Below are 25,075 nucleotides of genomic sequence, written 5' to 3' on the forward strand. Positions count from 1 at the left end.
CCGTGTCAGGCTTATGCTTCTTCGATACAAATAGCGATGTCTTTCACTTCGTAAATACGCAGACCATCTTTGCTTAGGTTTGCGTCGCCAACGATGATGCGTTTGCCGTCTTCGTCTTTAATCGCAGTGATGTGTACATCCAGAGACATCTGTTTGTTCAGAGGGTTAATCTGACCACGATATTTCCATTTCACTTCAGATTGGATTTGACCAAACTTCGGATTGCGGAAGCCAGCGCCTAAATCTTTATTCAGTGCGTAGGTTTGCATTAACTCGATGATCGCTTCGACACCTAGAGAGCCTGGCATTACCGGATCTTGATGGAAGTGGAACTGGAAGAACCAATCGCTTGGGTCAATTGTACGCTCAGCGTAAAGGTAACCTAGGCCATCTTTACCACCATCGCTGGTGATCTGCACCGTATCGATAAAGTTCAAACGACCGCCAGCCAGTTGGTAGTGCTCTTGCACTTCACCAGTAGCAGAAATAGGTGCATTGAAGTAACGCGTTGTTTTGTCTAGCAGGTTGATGTTTACATCTGGCGTGCGATTGTTATCAACGTGCCAAGGGTGAGTCACTTTACCGTTGTCCAAACCAAGTTGGTCTTTCAGTGCTGCGCCTTTGAAGTAACCAAATACCGCTGTACCTTGGTAGAAAGGCACGCCGTCAGTACTCAATTCGAAACTGAAGCTCTGTACGATGTTGGTGCCCATCATTACGGTTGAAAGCAGACGAGAATCGTTGGTGATCGTTTTGCCACGCAAGTCGACGTTACGCAGCATTTTGCCGCTACCATCTAAGTTACGGAAAAACAGTTCTTCACCTGGGAAGCCCAATGTTGTTCCCATGTAGCCAGAGATAAAGCCGTTTGGCTGCAGTGAAATCTCCATCAATACCGAGTAAGGCATTAGGGTCTGGTGGCTGTTTTCATCAAAGTACCATGCATTTTCTGGCACTTCGTATTCTGCAATACACGATGAAGGCTTCTTGAAGTCGCCACGCTTACCGTCAATCTCAACGACACGGGTGGTTAGCTGCAAATCGCCACATGGAGTACGTGGTGGAATCATGCCACGGTAAATAGAGAAATCAGGACCGAAACATTTTTCGATGTCGCCAGTCGCGAATTCGAACATGTGATAAGGCGTGAATGGAACCGTATCGGGTGTGCGATTCGGGTAATCAGGCGTTACCGGCGCTTCAACGTGTTGAAGAGGAACCACACCTTTGTTAGGTGCAGTTTCTAGGTCTTCAATTTGTGCCATCAATGGCGCATTCGCTGAAGCCTGTTGGTTCACTGCTGGTGTATGGCCCAAGCTTTTATGGTCCAAGCTTTCGATAACAGGGGTCGCGACAGATGTTTCTAAAGAAGGTAGGTAACGAGTACATTCGTCGTCTTCTTTGATCATCACCCCCAAGTTTTGGAAATCAACAATCACTTTGCCGTTGAGCAAAATATCGATGTTAGCTTTCGCGTATGGGCGAGGGCTTAGACCAATCTCGGTCACTTCCATGCGGTAAGTCAGCTCTGCCGATTGTGGGAGAACTTGACCACGACAGCGTACTTGTTGAGGCGCATTTTCAAGCGGTTGGAAACGACCATTTTGAACAAGCGTATGCATGCCAAGGTGCATCATGAAGAATTGAAGCAGTTGACCACAACCTTCTGCCATCAAAGAGCCAGCCATTACTGAGTCATCTTTGAAGTGACAAGGGAAGTACCAATGCTCAGGCTCTAGCTGTTTGTGACCTTCAATCAGACCAAGTCCCCATGTGCCGCCTTGCGGTTCAACACGGCTAACCTTTTCGATCATCATGAACTTCTCTGAGCTGAAGCACAAAGAAGGCTGGTGGCTATTTGATTGGTGAGTTGGGCCAAAACACTCTGCAATGTTTGCAGTCAGCAGGTGGCGCAGTTCTTGGTGGTTAAACTGCGTTTTAGGGCAGTGCAGCATAGGGTCGAAGCGTTGCTTAGTTGCAAGTTTACGAGCCTTGATTTCGTCTTCAGTGTGAATCACACCTTTGCCATCTGCTAGCTCTTCATCAGTGAAGAAGCCCGCACAGCCGTTATCCATTTTCAGGATCATCTTGTCGCCAACGAAACACTCGTACGAGAAGAAGAACAGTAATGTGTCGCCATTGCGAGCAAAGTTGTTGATTGAGATATCGTAACGCAGTGTATCGCCACCACGAGGCAAGTCGCCAAGGAAGGTCAGCGTACAATCAAGCAGGCGATAAACACGCTCGCCTTTGTTTTCAAAATCAATGCCTAAGTAGCTGATCAGCATTAGGTCACACTGACCAGATTCAACTGCAACAGCCCAAGGAATCTGACCATCAACAAGATACGGCGCATCAACTGGGATGTCGTATTCGGTAGTCATGGTACTTGGCTTGTACTCGTTAACGGTCGCGTTGAGCTTAGTGACACGAGATACCAATAGGTAGTCGGTAGTTGGCAAACGAACACGGCGCGAGTAGCTATCGATGATCGCGTAATCAGGGCCGAATACATTCGCAATGTCGCCTTCAGCGTATTCAACCAGATCATCGTAATCCCAGATACATGGTTTACGGATAGGTTTTACTGGTGCTGGCGTCGCAAGTACGTTGACTGGCGCTGACTGAACCTGAGCCGGTTGAGCTGGCTGAGCTGGCTGAGCTGATGTTTGCTGACCAGTCGTTTGTTGAGAAAGGGCATTGCTATCTAAACCAGATGTCACTGCGTTTAGCTGTGCTTTTAACAGCGCATCAGCCATTTGCATGCCTTGGACACGAGTGTGCAGGAATGCTTTGTGTACTTGCTGAGCTGCATGCTGATTTTGAGCAAAAGCTTGGTTGTATGGTGTTACAGACGGCTGTAATGCTGCGTCCGTATTAGCGTCGATATTCGATACGCCATTTTTAGCGGATAGGACATGAGTCATATTGCTGTGGTTACCTGTTAGCTGACTGTGGCGCGTTGGCGCCAGAGTAGGGGATACTGATGTAGGAGTTTCGATGACTGGCTCTACCGCGTTCTGCGCTAATGCGTTCTTCTCTAACTCTTTTTGCGCAAGGGCTGCTTGAATGTTTGCTGTCGTTGGAACCGACGCCACTCTTGCTGCTTGTTTACCAGAAGCTTTCTGTTGAATCGTTGCTAAGTTGGTCACTGGGGTTTGGGCAATATGTTGATAGATATCGCGACCACCGAGAGTGACTTGCTTAACCAATTGACGCTTAGCATCACTCGCCAGTTCACTGCTTAAACGAACGGAAAGTGATTGAGATTCAATACTCGATTGGCTTAGTAGTAGCTGTGAACATTGTCCTTCGCTGATGTTGGCAACAATCGCGCTCTTAGAGCGGACATTTGGATTCAGTGGCTCATGGTTCAGATTGAGCAGACCGTGTAGCAGGCTTGCCATACCAGAAGCTGCAGAGCAGTGACCAACACGTTGGCTCGCTTGAGTGGTCTTGGTAACTTCTAAGTTGAGAGATACAAGCTCGTGTGACAAAGACTCAGGTGCATGGTTAAGCTCAAGCAGAGAAACATCGTTTGAGCTCATACCGACTTGAGTCAGTAACTCATCAACAACGGCGTTGTTACGCTCGCTTGAGCCAAAGGCCAAGGCGTTAATGCTGCCGTAAGCTGTGTCTTGGTTGCTCGCTACTCGACCTTCTTCCACAAGAACAATTGCACCTGCGCCTTCGCCCACATTCCAACTGCCGTCTTGCGGTTGTCCGAATTTTGGATCAAGCGACACTGGGCTCACGCTGTTCTTCAGAATCACATGTTCCGCACTGCCGCTTAGGTCGACGGCTGCAATCACGACTGCATCCATGGATTCTTGCGACATCAGGTTTTGCGCGACATCGACACAACGAGCAACTGATTGTTCAGCGGCTGAAATCGTAAACGCAGGGCCGTTAAAGTCCCACAATGAAGAGATACGCGAAGCCATGATATTGCCGATGAAACTGGTGTATTGGTTCAGTTTGGCTGCGTCCATCACACTGTCCATCGCGATGGTTTCTAGCGATTGGTATTCGTCTTGTGTTAGCTCAATACCCATGTTGGCAAAGCTGTCAGCCAATTGGCTATGCAGGTTTACGCGTCCACGGAATTGGTGCATCTCAAGCTCAGTTTCCATCGCTACCAGTACTGCAACCTTTTGGCCTGCCACAAGCTTGGCATCTTTGATCGCTTCGTCTGCAACTTTCATCAGTAGCAACTGCTGAGAGATCAAACGGTCATCTTCATTCGGCGGTACTTTGAAGCGTAGGAAATCGAGGTCGAATTGATCGACGTAAGCCCCGTTTGGAATGCCGTGTAAACCAAACTGATTCAGCAGTTCTGGATGTTGGTCTAAACCTTTCCAGCGCTTCTTAGGCAAAGCAATGAAAGCATCGTTGTTGGTTTCAATCGCAGTGCTCAGCGCGTTGATGCTTTGCAGAGAACCGAAGTGAGACGCTAGGCCAGTAATGCTTAAATTAGACGGCTGTAGGCTTGGAGATGCCGACTCTAGAGTCTGGTTTACATGACTCTTATCTGAGTACGCTTCAAGCAGTAAGTGTGCGTTACAACCACCGAAACCAAATACAGAAACACCCGAACAGCGCTCTGGGTTGCCCGCTTTACTTGGCCAAGGTTGAACCTGTGTTGGCAGAGTCTGTGAACCAAATAAACCTTCTGGCGACGATAGTGGCTTGTCCAAATTAATACTTGGAGGAAGTACACCTTCTTTCATCGCAAAGATCATTTTCATGATCCCTGGCATACCTGCCGCAGTCAGCAAGTGACCGAGGTTGGACTTGGCTGAGCCAATCAATGGCGGGTTAGAACCATTCAATTTGTCAGCAAAGAAACGCTCCATTGAGGTTAACTCAACCTTGTCACCTAATGGTGTGCCGGTTGCGTGACACTCAATCACTTCAATGCTGTCTGGTGTTAGGTTTGAAGCCTCGTAAGCGCGTTCAAAGGCTTGGACTTGTCCCTTGCTATTTGGACTTAATACGAACTGACCGCGACCATCGTTTGACAAGCCAATACCGCTGACAACTGCGTAAATATTGTCGCCATCACGCTCCGCATCAGCTAAGCGTTTTAGGACTAAAACCCCCGCACCTTCGCCAGCAAACAGACCTTTACTATTGCTATCAAACGGAACCGACACACCGTGGTCAGGGTAAGCGTGGAAGATCGAAAAACCCATGTTGATAAAGAATGGGTCAGCACCGGATACCGCGCCTGCCAACATCATGTCGGCTTTGCCCGTGTTCAAGTAATCACACGCTAACTTCAATGAATACACAGAGCTTGCACATGCGGCATCTAGACTCAGTTGTACGTTACCTAAACCCAATGCATCAGCCACTAACTTAGAGGCATTGTGTGCCGCTGCACCATTGATAGGATTGAGGTCTTGCGCGGTTTCATTGGTTGGTAGCAGTGAAAACTGGTCATTAGCCAATTTAGCTTGTAGTGCCTTTTCGACCACCGAGTGATACATCGGCAAAAACAAGTCGTTTGAACGTGTGGTTGGGAACGAAAGGGCACCCATGATCACGCCTGTGCGCTCTAAAACATCGGCATTCAGATCAATGCCAGCGTCGACTAAAGCCTTACGACTGGTGTCCAAAGCCCATAGGAAACTTTGGTCAACACCGTTGAATGACTCAGCTGTTAAGCGGTAGCCATTGCTGTCGAAATTGAAGTTTTCGATGTAGCCGCCTTTATCACAGTAAAAGCGGTCTGATTCGCCTTGCACGCCCTGATAGCTTTCAGGTTTAGCACCTAACTTTTCAGCGCTTAATGTGGTGCGAGAATCTTTTTTATCTAGCAAGTTTTGCCAAAAGTCTTTTGGCGTATCCGCTTCTGGATACTGGTTAGCAATACCAACAATCGCGATCTTATTGCACTTCACTTGCTGCTTATTCTTAGTTTGAGCCTGATACTGGTTCGATTGAGAACTCATACTAGCTCTCCTTGATGATTCACTGCGCTGCCTTGAGGCACACCACGTAATTGCTTAGCGGCGGTGATCTGTTGTTCTAGCCCTTGAATAAGTGGCTCGACAGACAGTGGAATTTGATGAGTAATGAGCTGGCCAATACACTTGATGAGCGTGACAATATCGTCACCACCCTTGGCATTGGAAGCGATTGTGCAGTACTGGTCGGCTACGTTGTCGCTACGATTGATCTTGTCGATCAATGTGCTGGTTTGACGATCGGCACCTACTTCGACAAACAGACGAGCACCTTGCTGACGCACACTCTGGATCAACGCGGTGAAATCCAGCGTCGAACAGAAAGTATCGGCAATTGAAAGGGCGATGCTGTCGCTGTCGATATTGATTGGTGCGCCCGTCGTTAGACCTGCTGCGCTGATAAAGCGGATATGCTTTGGCAATTCGTCGAACAGTGGTTGCGTGTAAAACTTACGCACTTGGCTATGTTGGCTCAATGCTGGTGTGGTGTGCATTGCGGTAACACGATTCGCGGCAATGCCACGTTTACCCAGTTTTTTGAGCAATGCACGACATGTGCTTTCACAACCTGCCAGTACGCAAGTGTCACCTTGGATGATAGCGAGATAAGCGCGTGGAAACTCTGGTAACAGAGCCTCAATCGCTTGCGCATCACTGCGAACCACAAAGCTGTTCCATTGGATGCTTTCGTCGCCGTTCAGCTGCCAATCTTGACGCACTGCAGTGAGTTCGCCAGAAATTGCCGTGGTGAAAATAGGGCTAGTTTGAGTCATCTCAATCAGCGCATGTGGGTTTTTCCAAACATTTAAGCTGGCCCACATGGAAGCCTCACCCTTGGAGTAACCCAAAGCGAAATCTGGCTGCACTTTGAATTCATCACATAGCAGTTGTGTTAACAGGTAACTACTGCCTACACCGGCAATTGCCAATTCACTAAGCGACATTTCTTGCGAATCTTCAGCGTAGGTTTTCTCTGCCTGCAGCATCTCTTTCAAGTTACCCTCACGTTCTAAACGAGCAAATAACTGTGGGAAATGGTGGTGAAAATCGCGCAACATACCGGGATAAACCGTGCCAACACCAGGGTAAACAAATGCAACGCCACCTTTGCTTTGAGGCTTTGGTGAGAAACAACTGCCTGCTGGAGTCTTGTATTGGCTATTGTCAGCCATTATTTTTGGCAACGCATTTTCTAGCGCTGTGATCTCTTGCAGTGCAGCATCGATTGAAGCCGCCTGAATCACGATATTCGCACCACAGTCAGCATTGTGTTGAGCGCTTTGGAAATGACTTAGGTTTGAATACATCAAGCTGGCGATAGCAAGTTCTCTGTCTGCCGAATCACTAACGCATTTAAGCTCAGCTCTTAGTGAGGCCAACTGAGAAACCAATTCAGTTTGCTCGCAGCCAGAAACCACAAACATCAAACTCTCGCTGGATAGCAATGGCTTTGGCTCGTGCAAACCGGTCGCTTGAGTCAATATCAGGCTGGTGGCTTTTGGGCTATCGTCACTGAAAGTTAACGCAGCAACACGTGCTTTGTTTGGCTCAGTGAACCAGTAATGGTTAGGTAATGAATGGCTCGGTAATGAACGGCTCGATATCGCATTAACTATATTCAACAATTCATCAAACTGCTGCGAAGCCGATAAGTCAGAGTGTTGCTGTTGATGACTTAAATCTGAAGCGGGGCGGCGTGCAATATCCAGAGCTAGCTGAATGCTATTTCCGGTAGCTGTATCTACAAAGCTCGCCAAATTCGCGTGTGGGTGAATCTTATTCTGAGCAGCATTCAGCGCACTTAACATCAACAATGATGGTGAGTGATGATCCAAACAGAGCTTAACGACATTACCTTGATTGACTGTCTCGATGGCGTGAGCAAGTGCTTGATTAAAATTGCCATCAACCACAACAGTTATCATCTCTGGGAACGAGGGAAATAAGTCGGCAGAAAGCTCAGCCGCGTTTGCTGGCTGAGCTAAAAGAGCGATGCGCAATGGCATCGCTTTATTAGTAGGAACAGTCACTATGACAATTGCTCCTTTTCTGGGTTCTTAGTCGCTTCTTTCTTCGGCACTGCTGAGCTAGATTTTGGCAAAAATGCGTCATTTAAGCTCTTGCTGATGGTGACTTTGGCACCTTTCATTACTGCGCTTAAACGACCATCTTGGTGGTAAAGCGAGATATCAGCTTGCAGTGAACGAGTCGTGCTTTTTATCACGCTCAGTTCTAGCCAACCTTGGTCACCATTGTGCATCGGTGCGTAACACACAAACTCACCGATTGCAGACGGTAGGCTTGCCGCGCCGTATTTCAATCGAGCCCATACCAACATGGCTTGCAACAGATAATCTTCAGCAAATGGTTGGCTATCGCCAAAGCCTTGCTTAGGAATAAATGATCCGCAGTCGCTGTTTTCAATCTGAGGCAACTGGCACTGAGCCAATAAGCCTAAGTCGTCAAAGCGCTCAACTGAGGTAATACCTTGCAATCTTGGTCCATGAAACAGAGTGCCGTCACTGTATAGAGCTTGTGCCGTTGTTACAGGTGCTGAAGTGCTGGCTTCAAAGCGTTTTGTCGACGCTTGTTGAACATCTTCAGACATTTGCACAGAGGCAACTTGCAACTGAGCTTGATACTGTGGTCGTCCTTGGCAGCTGATTACTGCTTTTAGCTGATCTTTTGATTTAGCATCAGAGGAAAGAACCAGTTTCAGCTCTTTCACTTCATCAGTATCAAAAATCACACCTTTCAGCAGTTTGTAGTTGTGAACGCTAACGTTCACCCCTAACAGTTGCTCTGCGACTTCACGCATCCATTGGATGGCACACACTGTCGGTAACACTGGGTTACCGGCAATGCAGTGATCTTGAATGAAAGGCAATGCCTTTGGATCAAGATGACGTGTCACAGTAATGCTTGTATTCAGCGGACTCTCTGCAAGGTGCACAGACTCCGCATTAAGCTTTTTTACAGCAGCTTCCTTGTTGTCAGAACCTTGCATGCTCGTACCAACCAGCAGTTGAATGCCAGTTTCGTTCAGTAGTTGAGAACTAAATAGCTCTGCACCCGCCTGAAGAGGAATTACGTACACACCGCGCTCTGTAAACATACGTTTCAGTGCTGCGTTGACCATGCCACCGTCCCACGGTCCCCAGTTGAAGCTCATCACTTTCGCTTGAGGGTTACGAGCAGACAGCTGTAGAGCCGCTTTGTTCAGGATCTCGTTGGACATTGAGTAATCGCTTTGGCCTGTGTTTCCGTAGAAACCCGCCGCCGAAGAGAACATCGCAATCAGTTTTAGCTTGCTGCTATCAAGACCACTAAGAACCGCTTCTAGTCCGCCCACTTTGGTGCCGTAAACCATGTTCAGTTCATCAAGCGTTTTGTCTTGAATATGCTTGTCAGCCAGTACACCTGCACCGTGGATAAGACCTGTGATGCCTTCGAAGTTTGCCAGTGTTTTTGCTACTGACTCATGGTTCGATACATCTAGGCTTAGGTATTCAGCGCTCGCGCCGATCTCATTGAAAGCGGCAAGTGCTGCGTTGATTTCAAGGCTGCTCAATACAGGTTTTAGCAAGGCATCTACTTTCTTCGGCGTTGGTTTGTCACCTGTTGCTTGTAGGTGAGCGATAGCCGCTGGTTTTAGCTCTTTCTCTTGCTTACCTTGTGCCCACTGAGGTAGCTCAACTGAAGTAATATGCTTACTACGACCTGCAAGAACGAAATGAGATTTACATTGCTTAGCAAGCGTCAGTGCACATTCAAACGTCACGCCTTTAGCGCCACCAGTTACGAGAACTTTGTCGCTCTTGGTGAGTTGAGCGCCTGTGTTTTTAGTTTGTGCAGCGCCTGGTGTTGTCGCAATCAGTGTTGCACGACCAGATTCACCGTTTTCCGTATGGCTAAGGCCGATTTCAACCGTGTTGGTATCGATATCGAACAGTTCACCTGTGATAGCTTCAGCTAGGTGACGAGCATCAATAGAAGCGTCAGCATCCAATGCACGGCAGAATACGTTTGACCATTCATGGCTCAGTGTCTTAGTTAGACCAGATAGAGCCGCTTGGTTAAGTTCTGCATTCGCTAATTGCTTAGTATCTAGGTAACCAAAGCCACCATCGATACGGCTTAGTGTGAAGAACACGCTACGACCAGAAACGGCATTCAGTTGGCCATTTAGGTGCTTGGCGAATAAGAACGCTGTCGTCAGTGAAGCTCTTGAGTCTGCATTCAAGTTAACCGCTTGCTCGTTGCTTTGTTTAGCATCAACGATAGCTTGTAGGTGAATGAATCCAGCAATCACTTTGTTCGACGTTTTAAGGTCTGCTTCGATGTCGTTAATAACTGCAGTCACACCAGCATCATCGACGCTGTTGAGTGTGTAGCTTGCGATTTCACTGTTTAAAGGTGACGCGGCAGAAAGAGCACTACGCACTACAGCAACTTGAATGCCGTTAGCGGTCAACTTTTCTGCTAGAACACCGGCGTTGTGACCATCATCTGTGATCACGACACAAGCGTCTTTTGAGAAACAATCGACGAGTTTATCTGCCGCTGGTAGCTTTTTTAGCGCTACCTCATTGTGTGGAGGAAGTTCCGCTGTCGCTGTTTCTGCGATAGGCGTTACTGATTCAGCTTTAGCAGTCGCTACAGGTGCAGCAACGGATAGCTTGCTTTGCATGTAGGTAACGATTTCACCAAGAGTACGACACTCAGCTAAGTCTTCAGGGTTTAGCTCTGGCAGCGTTGGTAGCTGGTCTTGAACCGTACCCAAGATCTCAACGCGTTTAATCGAATCGATACCAAGGTCAGCTTCCATGTCCATCGCTAGGTCGAGCATTTCTGCTGGGTAGCCTGTTTTGTCGGCAACCACTTCCATCATAGTTGATTGAACGTGAGCAGGGTTTAGGTCGTTGCTCGTGCTTTCTACAGCGGCTTCTGGAGCAGGAGCGACTGTCGCTGCTTCCGAATTCGGAGCTAGCTTGCTGTTCATGTAGTCTACAATTTCACCCAGAGTACGACACTCAGCTAGGTCTTCAGGGTTTAGCTCTGGCAAGGTTGGTAGTTGGTCTTGAACCGTACCAAGGATCTCAACACGTTTGATTGAGTCGATGCCAAGGTCAGCTTCCATGTCCATTGCTAGGTCGAGCATTTCTGTTGGGTAGCCCGTTTTATCAGCCACTACGCTCAACATTGTGCTTTGAACTTGCTCGGCGTTTAAACCGTTTGAGACTGCTTGTGCTGGTGCAGATACTTGAGCTGCTGCTGGAGCAGAAGCCGGAAGCTTGCTGTTCATGTAAGCAACGATTTCGCCAAGAGTACGACACTCAGCTAAGTCTTCAGGGTTTAGCTCTGGAAGAGTAGGCAGTTCATCTTGAACCGTACCAAGAATCTCAACACGCTTGATTGAATCGATACCAAGGTCTGCTTCCATATCCATTTCTAGATCAAGCATTTCCGTTGGGTAACCTGTCTTCTCAGCAACCACTTCTAGCATGGTTTGTTGAACGATTTTTGCATCAAGACCATTAACTACAGCAGCTGCTTGAACTGGTGCAGCTTCATTAGTTGAAACTCCAGAAGGCATCTTGCTGTTCATGTAGGTAACGATTTCACCAAGAGTACGACACTCAGCTAAATCTTCAGGGTTCAGCTCAGGTAGGTTTGGCATTTCGTCTTGAACGGTACCAAGGATCTCTACGCGCTTGATTGAGTCGATACCAAGATCTGCTTCCATGTCCATTTCTAGATCAAGCATTTCCGTTGGGTAACCCGTTTTCTCAGCGACCACTTGTAGCATCACTTTTTCAGCATCGGCTGATTGTACTGCTACTGGTGCAGCCACAGGAGCCGGTTGTGCTTTTACTGGCACAGGCTGAACTGCAACAGGCGCTGCCGCTTGAGCCGCTACTTGTGGTGCAGGAACTGCTTTCTGGACTGGAGCTTGCTGAACTGTTGTATTTTGAACTGGCACAGCCTGTACAGGAGCTGTTTGCACTTGAGCTACAGGCTGTTGAACGATAGCTGCTGGAGTAGTTTGAGTAGCTGGAGCTTGAATCGCTGGCTGAGCATTTACAGAAGCAACGAAGGTTGGTTGTACTGTTTCGACAGAACCTTGTGTCAGCATATTAAGTGCTGAGTTGTTGCTGTGCGCTTGCATTTCTAGGTAATGAGCGTGAGCTTTTAGCGTTTCAGCTTGGTGCTGGTGGAACATCTCCATAGAACGCTGTAGGTTCTCAGGAATTGCTACGCCTGCTGTTGCCATTTTCGCTTGCTCAGACATTAGGGTGTTGAACGTGTCACCGTATTGTTGAGGAATTGCAAGGAACTGCTGATGTACTTCTGCTGCTTGTTGTTGAGCATTGAAGAATGATTGCAGTGAAGACTCATCAACCGTTACTGAAGCTGTTGGTTGAATAGTCGCCGATGCAGGTTGTGCCACTTGAGGTTGCTGAGCTGCTTGTGCACTTGGCGCTGCTGCAACTGACTGTTGTACATTTGAAGCTTGAGGAGCAGCCACAGGTACTTCAACGATTTCTGTTTTAATCACTTCTTTTTCCACGATTTTCTCGACTTCAACTTTCACTTCAACAATCTCAGTCTTTTCGGTGACGTTGCCCGAAGCCAATGATTGATCCATTTTCTTACGAGTAGCAGGGCTGATGTAGTTGGTTGCATTCAGCTTGATGTTCATTGGTGATGCCTTTGCAGGTTCAGCAATGTCAGCTTGGTAAGGGTCAATGTTGTCTAATGAAACACCTGTCACGCACAGTTGAACCGCAGCTAAACGAAGCTGTTGGTCACTGTCTCCTTTAGGGCTTGGGTTGATGCTGATTGCGTAAAGTTCTTCGTTTTTATCAGCCAGTGTTTTCTCAACCAGCTTTTGAAGAATGTTTTTCGGACCGAACTCAACGAATACGCGCGCGCCTGCTTCATACATCGCTTCAATTTGCTCGCTGAAACGAACCGATTGCAGCATGTGTTGTTTGAATGCTTTCTTAATCGCTTTAGCGTCTTTGCTGTGCAGTTTGCCCGTTGCGTTTGAGTAAAGCGGCAGCGTTGGAGCGCTAAATGAAGCTTTATCAATTGCAGCTGCAAATGGCTTTTGAGCATGAGCAACAAGCGGGGTGTGGAAAGCACCAGATACTGGCAGAGCAATTGCTTTGAAGCCTTGCTCAGTTAGCGCTTGGGCTGCCTGCTGAACGGTTGCTGTTGGACCAGCAATAACCAATTGAGTCGGAGCGTTGTAGTTGGCAATGCTCACGCCTTCGAATTGGCTGATGCAGCTTTCAACGGCTGGAAGTTTGTCTGCGTCTAGAATGACCGCAAACATAGTACCGCTGTCGCCTTGTTCAGGTGTCGCCGCCATCGCATCGCCACGAGCGAAAGCTAGTTGGTAGTAATCGTCTTGCGAGATAACACCCGAAGCACATAGTGCGCTTAGTTCACCAAAGCTGTGGCCTGCAACCATGTCTGCTTTGAAGCCAGCTTGAGTCATGATGTCGAACTGACCCATAGACACAGTACCAATTGCACTTTGCGCATTGGCCGTGTTGGTTAACACCGCTTCTTGAGCTTTGGTTGCTTCTGGTGTGAAGGTTGGAATGGGGAATAGAATTTGGGACAGAGCCGTCTTCTTGTGCTGACCAAATACTTGGTCCGCTTGAGCAAGCTGTTGGCGCATCTCTGGGTAATGACAAGCAAGCTCGCGACCCATGTTGAGATATTGCGAACCTTGACCTGCAAATAGCGCTGCTACTTTACTAGTGCCGTTTTCAGCAATCAGTGCTGACTCACGGTAGCTAGTACCGTTTGGCATCTGCCAATGTGCTTTGGTTTGGCTCTCAAGCATAGGAATCGCTTGAGTCAGTTGCGCTTGAAGGTCTGCTTGGTCAGTTACAACTAAACCAAGACGAGCATGCTTAGCGTCAACTTCGCGTAGAGCGTGTTGCTCAGCAAGCGCTTCCAGTTTGAACGCTGCATCTGCAGTTTGAGTTGAAACCTGTTTAAGTTCATTGATCAGTGCTTGACGAGATTCTGCGCTGAATAACAGAGTTTGCGGCACTTGGCGTTGACGGTATTTGTCACCGCGAGTGTGCTCTGGTGTGTACTCTTCCAATACCACGTGGAAGTTAGTGCCACCAAAACCGAATGAGCTGATACCTGCACGGCGTGGTGTGCCGTCGACACGTTTCATCCAAGGGCGCGTTTGTGTGTTTAGGTAGAACGGCGAGTTTTCGATATCCAGTTTAGGATTCGGAGCCGATACGTTAATCGTTGGCGGCAGTACTTTGTGGTGCAGTGCTAAGGCAGCTTTGATTAAACCTGCAGTACCCGCGGTTGATTTAGTGTGACCAATTTGAGATTTCACAGAGCCTAACGCAATGTGTTGCTTCTCTTCATTGTTCTCACTGAATACCGAGTTTAAGCCACCAAATTCAGCAACATCGCCTGCTGCAGTACCTGTGCCGTGCGCTTCTAGTAGGCCAAGCGTGTGCGGTGCGAAACCTGCATCATCATAAGCACGTTTGAGTGCTTTTGCTTGTCCTTCAGGGCGAGGCGCGTAAATACTCTTGAACTTACCATCCGAAGAAGAACCGACACCTTTAATCACTGAGTAGATTCTGTCGCCGTCACGTTCAGCATCTTCAAGGCGCTTAAGAGCAACCATGCCGATGCCTTCACCAATCATCATGCCTTTTGAATCGATGTCGAAAGGTTGAATGGTTTCGTTTGTAGTGAATGCTGGGGTTTTAGAGAAGCTCATGTACATGGTTGGTGAGTTATCAGTACACACACCACCAGTGATCATCATTTCACTGCGGCCTTCAACCAGCTCGCTCAGTGCCATGCGCATTGCGGCTAGAGAACCTGCACACGCAGCATCTACTACACAGTTGATGCCACCAAGGTCAAAGCGGTTAGCAATACGACCTGAAATTACGTTACCTAATGAACCAGGGAATGAGTTCTCTTCCCAGTGGATGTATTGGTCTTGGAATTTTTTGATCAGCATTTCGCTGTCTTCGTCGTTGATGCCACTGCTCTTGAAGACTTTTTTCAAAACAGGGTATTGAAGACGAGCATTCAAGCTTTGAGCGATCTTCTGACCACCGCCTACACCGAGTGTAATACCGATCTTATCGCGATCGTAACCTTCAGGAAGTTTCGCATCTTCAAGTACTTCTTTTGCCACGATCAGAGATAGCAGCTGTGACGTATCAGTCAGTTCTAGGATATTTGGCGGAAGGCCGAATTCCATAGGGTTGAAGTCAACTTCTGGGATGAAGCCACCGCGCTTACAGTAAGATTTGTCTGGCGTAGTACGATCTGAATCGTAGTAATCTTCTGGGCGCCAGTGTGTATCAGGCACTTCGGTAATTGCATCGATCTTTTCGCTGATCAAATCCCAGAATTTGTTTAGGTAGCGAGAGTTCGCAAACATGCTTGCCATACCAACGATAGCAATAGGCATGTCTTTAAGACGTTTATTAAGTCGAGTGTCGTCGACTGATTCCGGTGTATTTTTTTCGGGTTGGCTCATTATGAGTCTCCACTTGAAATCACTGAGGGCGATGTCGTGTTTTGAAGCTGCGATTTTAAATAAATCGAAAATAAATCTGAGACAGATTTGGGCAAACGCAGCTGAAGAGTAAGGCTACCGAAAGTCGGCCACCTGACTGAAATAGGGGGTGCGAAGTACAGTGACTTGCAGGGGTTGATTACGTTTTTCATGCGAGAAGAGGGCATTCGAATGTGAGGTTAATGTCCATTTAAATCCTGTCCAAAGTACTGCTTTATGCAAAGCAGGTATCCGCAATAAAAACGTGTGAATTTGTTTAATGGTTGAGCAGGCTACCCGAGGTGAGTGGCCGATACAATGCTCCCAGAGGCCACTATGATCTGTTCAGACCAGATGATTTTACTGAACTTTTGTTTTTTGTATTTTTAATGCAATTAACTTGTTGATAATTAACGGGTCTGAGTGGTTGTTTAGTGTTTGTACTCTATTTTTTGACTTGGTGAGATCTATGTCAGATTTTTGTAAGTAACATTTAATAGATGCCTGTTCCGTAAGGCTAAGTGTGATCTGTGTTTTAATTTGTTATTATTTGAAAAATTAGTTTTAAGTCCGCATATGAAGGGTGTTTCCTGCGCAGATTCTCTATGTTTATCTCAAATCATAGGTGACTTAAATTTGTTCGTTTTGATGGTTTTTTGATAAGTGGTTTGAAGAAGTGAGCGTGAGTAAATTGGAAAATCCAATCGTTGATTTGTGGCTATGTTCTTTGAGTAATTTGCGTGATGATGTAGGCAGTAAGTCACACCTCAAACAGACACTCACAGCTGATGAAATAGCGAAGGTCGAGCGGTATCGAATGCCCTCATCTCAAGTTCAAGCCCTATATGTTCGCAACTACCTAAGAAAGGTGTTGTCTAGCTATTCTGATTTAATGCCCGAAGCGTGGTGCTTTGAATATGGCGAGAAAGGAAAGCCCAGTTTAGTCGCCGAACAGCAACTCATGACGGGGTTAAACTTCAATATCAGTCATAGCAAAGAACATTTGTTGATTGCAGTTTGCCAACGAGAAGGGAAGCCAGTCCAACTGGGTGTCGATATCGAACATGCAAGAAGCTCGACCAATATCGACTCGATCATGAAGCACTATTTTTCAGATAAAGAATTGGCGGATTTACTTGAACTTAGTAAAGAGCTGCAGAGAGAGCGTTTTTTCGATCTTTGGGCGCTGAAGGAGTCGTATATCAAAGCGACAGGTAAGGGGTTGGCCACATCATTGAAAAGTTTTTCGTTCGATTTTTCCAATCTAACTCAACAAACGCTGCCAGTTCATTCGTCGGGTTTACGACCAGAGTTACATGGAGGAATCATTGTCCATAACGGTGTAGGGTTGGATGCTGCTGAAAATGACAATACTTCAACAGATTGGCAATGCAGTTTAGGAAGGCTGGATAACCAGTTTCGATTTGCCGTGACGCTTGGTGGTGCAACGCTTCCTATGCAATTAGAGATTAAGTGCTTCCCCAAATCGAAGCTACTTGGCTGAGTTTACGTTCGTTACACTAGAACCTTTAGCTTCTAATCTTGAACACGGCTCGCTCTCAGCCATTCGTAATATTGGCTAACTCGTTTCGCCAAGCATCGCTTTTAATACTTCTGCGGGTACAGGCTGAAGTTGTTTGTCTTTATCTAGGCAAACCATCTCGATATCACCAATCACGGCAGGTTTGGTTGCATCTTTACGCCATACCTCTTGTCGCCATAAGGTTTTGTATTTGCCATCGAGCTCAAAAGAGGTTCGGATATCGCAGATCTCTGCGAACTCAACGCCGTCTTGAAAGGTCATATTGGCTTTATACACCGCAAACCCCAGTCCATGTTCATTCCACAACTCTGCCAGTTTATCGCTGCCCAACACATGCTCGCGCGCACGCTCAAAGTATTTAAGAAAGTTAGGGTGATAAACCACACCTGAGTGATCGGTATCTTCGTAGTAAATCTGTACTGGGTGATGGTAGATCTGACTCATGGGTAGCAACTCTTGGTAAGTAGTGGATCAGTAAATCTGACTAAGTTGTGCAGCACTCTACAGGATAGGTTGAAATTACTTCAAGGCATCATCGTGAAAGGGGCTTTTGGTCAGACCTCATTTATCACTGATGCTTTGGTCAACTCCCACCCATTTACAAATATTCTATGTGTCATTTTCCACCCATTAATTTTTGTAGCGAGTTAGCGACAACTGCAGGCAGATCTGATGAAGCCTTGCGGTTAAAGGATTGTTAATGAATTGTGTCAATATGGCGCGCTAATTGCCTTAGTGAAAGCACGCAGTTCCCATTGAAGGGCTGCTTTGTTTACTAAGGAGAATAATAATGTTTAAGCCTCTTACCCTGCTGTCTGTATCTGCTCTGGCGCTCACAAGTTTTAATGCTGCTGCAAACTGTGACCCTGGTGAAATCGTGATTAAATTCAGTCATGTAACCAATACCGATAAGCACCCGAAAGGCATCGCCGCTTCTTTACTGGAAGAGCGAGTAAACACAGAAATGAATGGAAAAGCTTGTATGCAAGTTTTCCCTAACTCAACACTTTACGATGATAATAAGGTACTGGAAGCCCTGTTAAATGGTGATGTTCAAATGGCGGCGCCATCGCTGTCAAAATTTGAGAAGTTCACTAAGAAATACCGCATTTTTGACCTTCCTTTCCTATTTGAAGACGTAGAAGCCGTTGACCGTTTCCAAAACTCAGAATCTGGTGAAAAGCTGAAGAACGCGATGAAGCGTCGTGGCCTGCAAGGTCTTGCGTTTTGGCACAATGGCATGAAACAGATGTCGGCGAACAAACCTCTTATCAGCCCTGAAGATGCAAAAGGTTTGAAATTCCGTGTTCAAGCATCGGATGTATTGGTGGCTCAGTTTGAACAACTAGGCGCTAACCCACAGAAGATGTCTTTCAAAGAAGTGTACGGTGGCTTGCAAACTAAAGTTATCGATGGTCAAGAGAACACATGGTCAAACATCTACGGTAAGAAGTTCTTTGAAGTACAAGACGGCGTGACCGAAACTAATCACGGTATCTTGGATTACCTAGTTGTAACGTCAAACGACTTCTGGAAAGACCTACCTGAAGATGTACGCACACAGCTTGGCACTATCGTTCAAGAAGTGTCTGAGACGCGTAACGCAGAATCTTCAAAAGTTAACCTAGCGAACAAAAACAACATCATCGAAGCGGGTGGTGAGGTTCGTACACTTACGCCTGAACAGCGTGAAGCATGGGTAGCTGCACTTCAACCAGTATGGAAGAAGTTTGAAAAAGACATCGGTTCAGACCTTATCGATGCAGCGTTAGCTTCAAACCAATAACACCGCTAAGGGAGTGGCGAGTATTCGTCACTCCTTATTAAAACAATTATAAGCGGAGTCAATTATGGAAAAGCCTCAAATGGAACAACCAAATTCTAGCGAATCAGCACTGGAAACCTCTCTTTTTTCCAAAGTCGGAAGAGTTACGGATGTGATTGAAGAGTCACTAATCGCATTTTTCCTTGGCGCAATGACGCTACTTACTTTTGCCAACGTGGTATTTCGATACGCATTCAATGACAACATCTTATGGGCACTGGAACTGACCGTGTTCATGTTTGCTTGGATGGTGTTAGTGGGCGCATCTTATGGCGTTAAAAAACACTTCCACATTGGTGTTGATGTGATCATCAACCTTGCCCCAGAAAAGCTACGCAAAGTGTATGCGCTCATCGCCGTGACAAGCTGCCTAGCATTTTCAATCTTACTTCTTATCGGTTCTTGGAATTATTGGTACCCATTCGCGACCGATCGCGCATGGTACGAGACCGACGATATTCCAATGCCAGAGATGCTTCAGTTTCTTGCTGACTGGCTGAATGAAGGCGAGCGATACGAGAAACTGCCACGTTTTATTCCTTATATGGCGCTGCCGATTGGTATGGCAATGCTAACGTTCCGTTTTGCTCAAGTTGCTTACCAAGTCGTCACAGGCAAGCTTGACCGCATGATTGCAGGACACGAAGCCGAAGAAGAGCTGGATGCGTTGAAAGCAGACGTGCTAGCGGGCCCTGACGAAGATGCAACAGCGGTATTGAATTGGACTCCGCAGAACAAAGCGAATGAGTCGAGTACAAAATCTAACGGTAAGGAAGACTAATCATGGCAATGTTATTTCTATTTTTAATGGTAATTGCTTTCATGTTGGTCGGTGTACCAATTGCAATTTCCCTCGGTTTATCGAGCGTAATATTCTTATTGATGCACTCAGATGCGTCATTAGCTTCAGTCGCACAAACGCTGTTTAATGCATTTGCAGGCCACTACACACTCTTAGCGATTCCTTTCTTTATCTTGGCCTCTAGCTTTATGTCTACTGGTGGCGTGGCGAAACGTATTATCCGTTTTGCTATCGCGATGGTGGGTTGGTTCCGCGGCGGCTTGGCGATGGCGTCGGTTGTGGCATGTATGATGTTCGCAGCCCTTTCTGGTTCATCTCCTGCAACGGTAGTGGCGATCGGTAGTATCGTTATCGCAGGTATGATCAAAAACGGCTACTCAAAAGAGTTCGCGGCAGGGGTTATCTGTAACGCAGGTACGTTGGGGATCTTGATTCCACCGTCCATCGTGATGGTGGTATACGCGGCGGCGACCGATGTATCGGTAGGTCGTATGTTCTTAGGTGGCGTTATTCCTGGTTTGCTGGCGGGTGTGATGTTGATGATTGCTATCTACATCGCAGCACGTATTAAGAAGATTCCGGCACAGCCATTTGTGGGCTGGGGCGAGATGTTCGCAGCTGCGAAAGATGCGAGCTGGGGCTTGCTGCTGATTGTCATCATTCTAGGTGGTATCTACGGCGGCATCTTTACTCCGACAGAAGCGGCGGCAGTGGCTGCGGTGTATGCCTTCTTCATTGCCAACTTTATCTATAAAGATATGGGGCCTTTCGCTGACAAGAACAATACAAAGCCTGCTTTGGTTAAGGTGTTCCAAACGTTTTTCCATAAAGACACCAAAGACACACTTTACGATGCAGGCAAGCTGACGATCATGCTGCTGTTTATCATTGCCAATGCTCTGATTCTTAAGCATGTACTGACCGAAGAACGCATTCCTCAAATGATCACTGAGTCTATGCTATCTGCAGGCTTAGGGCCGATCACCTTCTTGATTGTAGTGAACGTTTTACTCTTGATTGGTGGGCAGTTCATGGAGCCATCAGGCTTGCTGATCATTGTTGCTCCGCTGGTTTTCCCAATCGCGATTGAACTCGGTATCGACCCAATCCACCTAGGTATCATGATGGTAGTGAACATGGAGATAGGGATGATAACGCCGCCTGTCGGGCTCAATTTGTTTGTGACCGCCGGGGTCGCCAAGATGTCGATGATGAACGTGGTGAAAGCGGCACTGCCTTGGGTAGGCGTGATGTTCCTGTTCCTGATTATCGTAACTTACGTGCCGTGGGTATCAACATGGTTACCAACCACCTTGATGGGACCAGAGATCATAACCAAGTAGCTATTTGAGTCATTCACTGACATGGAATTTAATCCATAAAAAATGAGGAGGTCGCTAGACCTCCTCATCTATATTTCTGCCACGATTTGAATGAGGCTTTATCTGCTCATACAAAGCGCGTTTTGCCTCTAATTCTGGCGTGTGTAGATCGACATGATTGTCAGCATAAAAAATACCATCTATCTCGAAAGTATCGGTAATCGATGGCACTTTTGTTTTCTCACCCATAACCACTTCCTTATTATATTTATTGCATAACATCCTGTTGTCGAAATAAGTATAGGTGATCTTGCTCCCAAATCTAATTTAGTTTGGTTCTACCTTATAAGATTCTTTCGTTAGCTGGTGCTTTTGCATCTTATCGTAGAGGGTTTTCCTAGGTAATTGCAGCCTCTCCATGGTCTCTTTTATACTGCCATTGCATTCAATAAGTGCCTGCTTCAACGTGTTTTTTTCAAAGTCAGATACCAATTCTGCCAAAGACAGTTCTTGAGTAGTTTCAGTGGCGCTGTCTGATAAGTGAGAAAGCTTACCTAAAAGTACAAAACGCTCTGCAGTATTACGTAATTCTCGAACATTTCCCGGCCAATCATGAGCCAAAAGTGCGTGCAGCTCCTTTTGTGGAAGGGCAGGGGCAGTCTTGCCATAACGCGCCGCAGCGACCAGTAAGAAGTGGTGGAAGAGTGCTGGGATATCTTCTTGTCGGCTTCTTAACGGCGGTAAATCTAAGGTCACAACATTGAGTCGATAATAGAGATCTTGGCGGAAAGAGCCTTCTTCAGCGGCTTTCTTTAGGTCGACTTTGGTTGCTGCTATCACTCGAATATCTAGTGGCACTAAACCGTTTGAACCAACTCGCTCAATAACGCGTTCTTGTAAGACGCGTAATAGGCGAATTTGTGCCTGCATCGGCATGGATTCAACTTCATCTAAGAATAGAGTTCCGCCTTGAGCAAACTCGAATTTACCCACTCGCATGCTTTCTGCGCCCGTGAATGCCCCTTTTTCATGGCCATACAGTTCACTCTCAATCAGGTTTTCAGGAACAGCACCACAGTTGACCGCGACAAAGTTTTGCTCTCGACGGCTGCTTTGTTCATGCAGAGAACGTGCTACTAACTCTTTACCTGTACCTGTCTCGCCAAACAATAATATATCGGCATTGGTGTCGGCAATATGGGTGATGATGGAGCGCAGCTCAGTCATGGATTGCGTATCACCAATGATTCTAGGGCCGAGCGCTTGGCTGGCTTTGAGTGAACGTTTTAACTCAAGGTTCTCTAGTGTGAGCTGACGTTTTTCTATCGCTCGCTTAGTGGTTTCGATTAGGCGTTCATTAGCGAAAGGTTTTTCAATGAAGTCATAGGCGCCGTATTGGATGGCTTGAACGGCCATTGAAATATCGCCGTGACCAGTAATCATGATCACGGGGATCTCTTTGTCTTTGTGCATCACGGTGTTGAGCAGATCATGCCCGGATAGACCTGGTAGACAGATATCAGTGATGATCACGTGAGGTAAGCCGTTTTCTTGAATCGCGAGCAGAGCAGACTCCGCATCGGGAAAGAATTCGGCATCAATGTCGGCGAGCTCGAAGCTCTGTTCAATCGCCATTCTTAGATCGGATTCATCATCAATGAAATAGACGTGACACATAGTGATTCCTTTACTTCTTTGTATTCTGGTTATTGCTGAGTTTTTGTTTGCTGTTCATGTCCAACAAGGGGCAACTCTATGCTGATTCGAGCACCGCCTTGAGGGCTACTACCGGTAACGAGCTTGCCATTTATTCCGTTGATTATTTGTTGAGAAATCGATAGCCCAAGTCCAAGTCCGTTTTTCTTGGTGGTATGGAAGGGTTCAAAAAAGTTTCCGCTAGAAGGGGAGGTGAAGCCGGGGCCGTTATCATCGACATGAATTAGCAAGGTATTGGCTTGTTGATGGTCGGACTCTCTAATCTCTAACAGAATAGCTAATTGTTTGTCATCTTGTTGTTCCACCGCCTGAATCGCGTTGGTCAGCAGGTTAATGATCACCTGTTCCAGTTGAATGGCGTTGGCGAGCACGCAAGCATCAAAGGTCTCAGGGAGTTCGTTGACCTTAACTCGCTCGCTCTTGAGTTGTGGCTTCATCAGCTCTTTCGATGAATGTAAAACTGGGAGTATTTGTAAGGTGTGTAGCTCTTCCGCAGTAGATTTTTTGGCGAACGAGCGAAGCTGGTGGCTGATTTTCGCCATACGATCAGTGAGTGCCGAGATTCGCGATAGATTGTCATCGACACGATCGGTTTTTTCTTTGGCAAGAAACAATCGGCCGTTGTCGGCATAACTGCGAATCGCGGCAAGCGGGTTATTCAGTTCGTGACTGATGCTCGCTGACATCTGCCCTAGCACTGCTAGTTTGGCGGCTTGGATGAGCTCGTCTTGGGTTTGCCTCAGAACATGCTCGGTTTCGATACGGTGTTTGATCTCAACATGTAACTCCGATGTACGTTCAAGCACTTGAAATTCGAGTTTTTGCTTGGCTTCGGATTGCAGCCTGTCTATCTGTGCTCGTCTTTGTTGTCTATGGTGGTTGAGCTGCATTGTTAGATAAATAATCGCAAAGATTAGGCTCAAAACCACAAGGTAAGCAACCAAGTCCCACCAAACTAAGTGGGTTGGAGAAAATACCCGTATGGTGAGTCTTGGTTCGGCTAGGAAACGCGAAGAACTAAAGAACTGCTCTTGGACGAGTTTGTGTGGCGACTCAATACGACTGGTGGCACTGTCTAAATCGCCGGAGAAGTGCAGGCTTTCTATTTTTGTATCGAGATACTGCCTGCTTTCTTGAATTCGAGTGTGTTGTACTTCGCTTAGCGGCTGAAGGCTTTTGAACAGCCACTCAGGGTTACTCGACATAAATACAATTTGATCTTTATCGTCAGCAACAAAAAAACTCTGTTTGCCTTTCCAACTTGCTTCAATCAGCGATAAATCCATCTTTACGACAATGACGCCAATAATCTCGGCGGCATAGGAGACGGGGTAAGAATAATAATAGCCTCGCTTTCCAGAGGTTGAACCTAGCGCAAAATATTGATTTTCATTGCCAATAATCGCTTCTTGAAAGTAGGGGCGGAAAGCAAAGTTACGACGAATAAAAGAACGCGGTTGATTCCAGTTACTGGCTGCAATGGTGGTGCCGATACTGTCTAGTAGGTAGGTGTCGGATGCTTGAATCACCGAGTTTACGTGCTCTAGATAACGATTAGTGAGTTCGATTTGCGCAGAGTTACTTGGAGAGTGCAGGGCATCGACCAGCTCTTTGTCTTTTGAAAGCAGCTCGGGAATGTGCGCGAACTTATCCAATTGGCTTGAAATATGAACAGAAAAGCGGTCCAGCTTAGATTGATGATCATTTAACAAACTTTCATGGCTCGTGCTCCACACCCAATGACCGCCAAACACCATCAGTAAACTGTATGTGACCATTAACAGTATTGGGACTTTAAAAGCTTGAAACATGAAGGCTCTCCGCTGATTTCTTTGGTAAACAATCAAGCCTGTCTTCTCTCGTTTATGGTAGCAAATAGCGGTAGTTTTTGCTGAAAGCAGAGAGTGAACAGATGGATGTAGGTTAAGGGTTTGTAACGGGGATTGTTGAAAAAGTTATCGACTCTGAGGGGTAAAACAAGAGCAAGATCTCTTTTTAAGGTTTTTAGCAAAAAAAGCCCTCGATTCCCTTGAAAAAGTCGCTATTGTCCCCATTTCTGTTGTGCTAAGTGATGATTTGATCGTTTTTGTATCACTTAGTTGGACGAATTTAGAGCATTCATCATCATGCAGAGGTGAACGGCTCGACAGAGATTAAACAGATCGCTAGAATGTCGCGTCTAAAATTTCTGTCCTGAGGCTAATCGGAGATACCTTTCTTGTTTCTGAAAACAAGCTTTATTGCGTTTTAATCGACGTGTGAAGAACGAAGATATCGCTGATTAGTCTGGTGTTTGGTTGAATAATCAATTCAGACATCAATGC

Annotated in this window: 11 protein-coding genes and 1 pseudogene; 5 read left to right on the plus strand and 7 right to left on the minus strand. The window is 46.6% G+C overall.

Translation table 11 applies throughout. From position 1 onward, the window contains the following. Positions 1–11 precede the first annotated feature (11 nt). From AB4512_RS10485 to AB4512_RS10495, 3 genes are read right to left on the minus strand one after another with little or no spacing between them, the layout of a single operon-like run. Entirely contained in the window at positions 12–5,957 is a 5,946-nt protein-coding gene (locus AB4512_RS10485) for a beta-ketoacyl synthase N-terminal-like domain-containing protein (RefSeq protein WP_372174880.1), read from the minus strand. Beyond that, positions 5,954–8,002, minus strand: coding sequence for a PfaB family protein (locus AB4512_RS10490; RefSeq protein WP_065583680.1), 2,049 nt, complete (start codon positions 8,000–8,002; stop codon positions 5,954–5,956). The genes AB4512_RS10485 and AB4512_RS10490 overlap by 4 nt, the downstream gene beginning before the upstream one ends. Continuing rightward, positions 8,002–15,525 carry a beta-ketoacyl synthase N-terminal-like domain-containing protein gene (locus AB4512_RS10495; protein WP_372174881.1) on the minus strand — a complete coding sequence of 2,508 codons (7,524 nt, stop codon included), beginning with the start codon at positions 15,523–15,525 and terminating at the stop codon, positions 8,002–8,004. The genes AB4512_RS10490 and AB4512_RS10495 overlap by 1 nt, the downstream gene beginning before the upstream one ends. 709 nt (positions 15,526–16,234) lie before the next feature. On the opposite strand from AB4512_RS10495, the gene AB4512_RS10500 reads away from it, so the two are divergent. Next, complete coding sequence (locus tag AB4512_RS10500) at positions 16,235–17,047, plus strand: 4'-phosphopantetheinyl transferase superfamily protein (RefSeq protein WP_372102858.1); 813 nt, start codon at positions 16,235–16,237, stop codon at positions 17,045–17,047. A 75-nt stretch (positions 17,048–17,122) separates the two neighbouring features. Here AB4512_RS10500 and AB4512_RS10505 read toward each other — a convergent pair whose 3' ends face one another. Further along, the gene (locus AB4512_RS10505) at positions 17,123–17,530 is read right to left on the minus strand and encodes a thioesterase family protein (protein ID WP_004736070.1); all 408 of its coding nucleotides are present in this window, start codon (positions 17,528–17,530) and stop codon (positions 17,123–17,125) included. A 346-nt stretch (positions 17,531–17,876) separates the two neighbouring features. On the opposite strand from AB4512_RS10505, the gene AB4512_RS10510 reads away from it, so the two are divergent. From AB4512_RS10510 to AB4512_RS10520, 3 genes are all read left to right on the plus strand, one after another. After that, positions 17,877–18,872, plus strand: a complete 996-nt coding sequence (locus AB4512_RS10510) for a TRAP transporter substrate-binding protein (protein WP_016788636.1) — start codon at positions 17,877–17,879, stop codon at positions 18,870–18,872. Between the two features lie 64 nt (positions 18,873–18,936). Continuing rightward, positions 18,937–19,692: a TRAP transporter small permease gene (locus AB4512_RS10515; RefSeq protein ID WP_372174882.1), complete on the plus strand. Its 756-nt coding sequence runs from the start codon at positions 18,937–18,939 to the stop codon at positions 19,690–19,692. 2 nt (positions 19,693–19,694) lie between these two features. Continuing rightward, positions 19,695–21,056 carry a TRAP transporter large permease gene (locus AB4512_RS10520; RefSeq protein ID WP_372174883.1) on the plus strand — a complete coding sequence of 454 codons (1,362 nt, stop codon included), beginning with the start codon at positions 19,695–19,697 and terminating at the stop codon, positions 21,054–21,056. A 54-nt stretch (positions 21,057–21,110) separates the two neighbouring features. Here AB4512_RS10520 and AB4512_RS10525 read toward each other — a convergent pair whose 3' ends face one another. The 3 genes from AB4512_RS10525 to AB4512_RS10535 form a co-directional block, all read right to left on the minus strand. Then, the gene (locus AB4512_RS10525) at positions 21,111–21,284 is read right to left on the minus strand and encodes a hypothetical protein (protein ID WP_017060624.1); all 174 of its coding nucleotides are present in this window, start codon (positions 21,282–21,284) and stop codon (positions 21,111–21,113) included. Positions 21,285–21,362: 78 nt separating this feature from the next. Continuing rightward, the gene (locus AB4512_RS10530; RefSeq protein ID WP_136974223.1) at positions 21,363–22,712 is read right to left on the minus strand and encodes a sigma-54 dependent transcriptional regulator; all 1,350 of its coding nucleotides are present in this window, start codon (positions 22,710–22,712) and stop codon (positions 21,363–21,365) included. Positions 22,713–22,741: 29 nt separating this feature from the next. Continuing rightward, a complete protein-coding gene (locus tag AB4512_RS10535; RefSeq protein ID WP_137001538.1) occupies positions 22,742–24,562 on the minus strand; it encodes an ATP-binding protein in 1,821 nt (606 codons plus the stop codon). A 163-nt stretch (positions 24,563–24,725) separates the two neighbouring features. Between AB4512_RS10535 and AB4512_RS10540 the strand changes: the two are divergent. Further along, positions 24,726–24,908 (plus strand): annotated as a pseudogene (locus AB4512_RS10540) (hypothetical protein); the annotation flags it as partial. Between the last annotated feature and the right edge of the window lie 167 nt (positions 24,909–25,075).

The sequence above is a fragment of the Vibrio sp. 10N.222.52.B7 genome, assembly GCF_041474275.1.
In the GTDB taxonomy this organism is placed as follows: domain Bacteria; phylum Pseudomonadota; class Gammaproteobacteria; order Enterobacterales; family Vibrionaceae; genus Vibrio; species Vibrio crassostreae_C.